At 38.3% G+C, this 4,068-nt stretch carries 2 protein-coding genes and 1 pseudogene; 1 reads left to right on the forward strand and 2 read right to left on the reverse strand.

The window, feature by feature from the left end; all coding sequences use genetic code 11:
• Positions 1–176: 176 nt before the first annotated feature.
• Together VIM94_RS03950 and VIM94_RS03955 are read right to left on the reverse strand one after the other, a co-directional pair.
• A complete protein-coding gene (locus VIM94_RS03950) occupies positions 177–1,853 on the reverse strand; it encodes a hypothetical protein (RefSeq protein WP_332037992.1) in 1,677 nt (558 codons plus the stop codon).
• Between the two features lie 218 nt (positions 1,854–2,071).
• A complete protein-coding gene (locus VIM94_RS03955; protein ID WP_332037993.1) occupies positions 2,072–3,088 on the reverse strand; it encodes a response regulator transcription factor in 1,017 nt (338 codons plus the stop codon).
• Positions 3,089–3,514: 426 nt separating this feature from the next.
• On the opposite strand from VIM94_RS03955, the pseudogene VIM94_RS03960 reads away from it, so the two are divergent.
• Positions 3,515–4,068: pseudogene (locus VIM94_RS03960) on the forward strand (excinuclease ABC subunit UvrA); the annotation flags it as partial.

Here is a 4,068-nt window from a genome sequence, read left to right on the forward strand (position 1 = left end):
TTTTCATAATTAAAAAATTTAAGGTTAATAAATAAGTGAATGGTTAATAAAATTATTGAGAGGGCCGAATGGCCTTAACTTTTCATAATTTCAGTGAAATATGTAGCTGATTAATCTCCGGCTCTCCATATAATTGGTGGAGAACCGGATATTAATTTTACTACATTTAAAATGTTCTAGTCCATATCATCATTATCACCGGGACAAACATCCAGGTGTACTACCAACCAGAAGTCGCCGTCACCGGAATACTCATCGTCAGTATTCCAGCTAAAGTCGTCATCGAATGCTGGAAGTTTATATCCGAATTGTCCGGGAGCTGTAGTTGTTGGCATGGCCTCATCATCGAAGTATATATGCCCCTCTTCAGCGTCAGCACCATCACAAAGATCGATATCAACTGTTACTTCATCCCCGTCTACAGTTAGGTGAACTGCACCTACCAAGTAGCCTTTATCAGTGTCATTTTTACCTGCTGCGGCATAGATATCATACTCATATGTTCCATCATCCCCATCGAAGTTAAGGGCCCATCCCCAGCGATTGTTTCCTAATTCAAGGTCCTGAAGAGTGTAATTACCAACCATAAAGGCGGTTTCACAGGTATCAAGATCTGTTTCACAATCGTCTCCGTTACCATTGTCATCTTCAAGACAGTCTGGAATATCGTTCTCATTTTCATCAATGGTATCGTCTTCGCCAGGACATACATCACAGGCATCTCCTACTCCATCTTCATCTGTATCGGCTTGATCCTCGTTATCTACGAAAGGACAGTTGTCACAGGCATCTCCATAACTATCCTCATCGGAATTTTCCTGCTCCGGATTCCAAACGTTTGGACAGTTGTCATCATCGTTTGGCACATCATCATCGTCATCATCATTTGGTGGTGGAGGTGTGTCGCCACAATTGAAACGGATGTGTTCATAATCTACATTATCATCCCCGTCAAAATTGGCTTCAATCATATTACGACTTAAAGAACCGCTTTCGGTATAATCTCCTACTGTACCGTAAACACCTTCCCAGTCAAGTAAGGTAATTTCATAATGGATATATGCGAAATCATCTCCGTAAGAAGCAATATTAGGAAGGGCGAAACATAATGGATCTGCAGATGGATCTTCTCCTGTAGCATCAACATTATTGATAACACCTGAGTAAAGTAAATCTTCTTCACCTTCCAACCAGATGTCTACAGAGTAACGAGCTGGATAATGACGTCCATCATCATCACAGTAATTAGCAAAAAAGCAGAATTCAAAAGCTTCCTTACCAATAATATCAAAGAATAAGTATCCATATTCATTGACCAGACGATCATCAAAACATAAAACTTCAACATCTACATACTTCTTAACTCCGGCTCCAAGAGAAATATCAATCGGTAAAGGATTATCTACGAAGTCTGCAAGATCACCACCAGTGGTAGGTGCGATCCAGATTAGGACATCACTATCGCTATATACCGCAAAATAGGTAAGCTCGTAATCTCCCGGAATTAATTCCAGGTCGGCAGATTCCTCAGTGAAATAAACCATTTCCCCATCCTCTTCAATAGGAGTTTCATTAACGGGAATCATTAGAGGATCGGCCATAGTTCCTACATTTTCCTCTCCGGTAAGTACTACGTGTACATATGCCGGTGCATCATCAGTACATAGGGGAATTAAATCACCTAATGCCTGCTTATTGGCGCTGGCCATCATGTCATTTAAAGCAGAAGCGAAAGAAAGTGTCGCTTTTTCCTGGTTTTCGATAACAGATGGGTTGTCTTCCTTACTACAGGAGCTAAATAGCATTGCAAAAATTGCAATTGCTGAAAAATAATACCTAAAGTTTTTCATCATTAAAGATTTTTAGTTAATAATAATTTTAGAATGGTTAATAAATATATAGGCACCCGAAAGGGTTATCTATCAAAATTGCACTAAACAAAGTAGTTGTTGGGGAAAAGTTCGCATACAGATAAGATGGAAAGTGGGGTGACTATCTTATCTTTTAATGTGTAATAAATTTAATTGAATTAATGCCTAGGCACTATGGGGGAAAACCCGTAATATTAATCTCAGGCTTTCTGCAGGTCAATCAAATTATGGTTAATAGCATAAATTATACTTTCAAGTATAGTCTCAGAATTGGTCCTTTTGATAATATTGGATCGATGCTTCTCTATTGTTTTCGGAGAAATAAATAATGCCGACGAAATATCCTTGGTTTTATAACCTTTGATCAACAACTGGATAATCTCTTTCTCCCTTTTTGTGAAGTTAAATTCAGGAATATTACTGTTTTCTTTAAAACAAGCCTCGACCAATTCTGAATTGGTTCCTAACTTAGGATTTACCATTACCTCATCCCCATTGAAATCTATAATCATAATAAAATGATTCCCGGAATTCTTGTTCAGTTTTGAAAAACTAATTTTGGCATCGCGAATCTTATTAGACCTAAGCAGCAAAGCGGTTTGGGTAGATGCTTTCATATGCTTACCTCTGCCAAAATTCCTAAGTGCATTTTTCACCTTAGCTTTATTCTCGCATTGAACAAGATCAGTAAGTTTTAATCCCTTGATTTTTTCTATTCTGAAGTGTTGTTTAAAAGAATCATTCATCGCTACAATTTCATCCTGCTGAAGCAAAACGACAGGCTTAGCCATTAGGTTAAAAAGCCCCATGAAAGAATCTTTCCAGAAATTAGAAAGGGAGTTATTGGCAAATACAAGTTTTATGAGCTTCCCACACAGAGCCGGCACCGATGGCGGGTATAAAAACTCATCTACTACCCTTCTGAAACGACTCTCAACCTCCATTTTCAAACTTTCATCGGCATAGACGATAAGCCAGGCCTTATTCAGAAAGTGAGTAGATTTAAAATTTGAAATATTTTTAAAATTTCTTCCTGATCTGTAGGAAGCATAATCGATCAAGATGATATCCGGCAATAAATTCAACGCGCAATTGAATCCTGTGTGCAAAGAACTTGTGGTATGCACTTCAAAATGCATACTTAATCCTTCATTAACGCCCCGCTCTAGTTCGCTCCTGCTGGTAATCAACAGCAGTTGTTTTTTATCTGTAATCATTCCTTAATATTTTAGTGTGCCTGGGCACTGGTTAATTAGCGATACTTACTGTTTGGGGCAGTAGTTTACAAACCCGCAATTAAGTGGAGTTTGCCTTCCGGGGGGAATAATTAAAGATTTGGGTAAGAAATTTACTATCTCAAATATAGGTGAAACTACCCATTTTTCGGAAATTTTTTATGTAATATTATACTGACATTCAATAGGTTAATTACCTGATTTAAAACTTATTTTCACAGTCTAAATTTAAATTTTATGAAACCCTAAGGTTTTAATTAACAAAGCATTCACATTTAAGGATTCCCGGAAAACTCCTAAAGGAATCCTAAACCACTAAAAATATTACATCTTAATTAACAGGCATCAGAATAAGCTTTCTTTTTAGTTAGCAACACTTTAAGTACCTTTGCCACCTTGTTTAAAAATATGGCAAAATTCGAAGAATATATTGAAGTTCTAGGAGCTCGCGTTCACAACCTGAAAAATATAGATGTAAGCATTCCACGAGAAAAATTAGTGGTAATTACCGGTCTTTCTGGTTCCGGGAAATCCTCCCTGGCCTTCGATACGATTTATGCTGAAGGACAGCGCCGGTATATCGAAACTTTTTCGGCTTACGCCAGGCAGTTCCTGGGAGGTTTAGAACGTCCCGATGTTGATAAAATTGACGGACTTTCCCCTGTTATTGCCATTGAACAAAAAACTACCAGTAAGAATCCCAGAAGTACCGTGGGAACTATAACTGAAATTTATGACTTCCTACGACTCTTATATGCCCGGGCTGGAGAAGCATACAGCTATAATACCGGGGAGAAGATGGTTAGCTATACCGATAGCCAGATAAAAGACCTTATCCTTCAGGATTTCAAAGGCAAAAGGGTAAATGTACTGGCCCCGGCAGTTAGATCAAGAAAAGGACATTACCGCGAGCTCTTCGAACAAATCGCAAAACAGGGTTTCGTAAAAGTACGCACCGATGG

The organism is Salegentibacter sp., from assembly GCF_036568425.1.
Taxonomy (GTDB): Bacteria; Bacteroidota; Bacteroidia; order Flavobacteriales; family Flavobacteriaceae; genus Salegentibacter.

Coding starts and splice junctions, on each gene's coding strand:
- VIM94_RS03950 (WP_332037992.1), bottom strand. CDS start 1,853: ATGATGAAAAACTTTAGGTATTATTTTTCAGCAATTGCAATTTTTGCA.
- VIM94_RS03955 (WP_332037993.1), bottom strand. CDS start 3,088: ATGATTACAGATAAAAAACAACTGCTGTTGATTACCAGCAGGAGCGAA.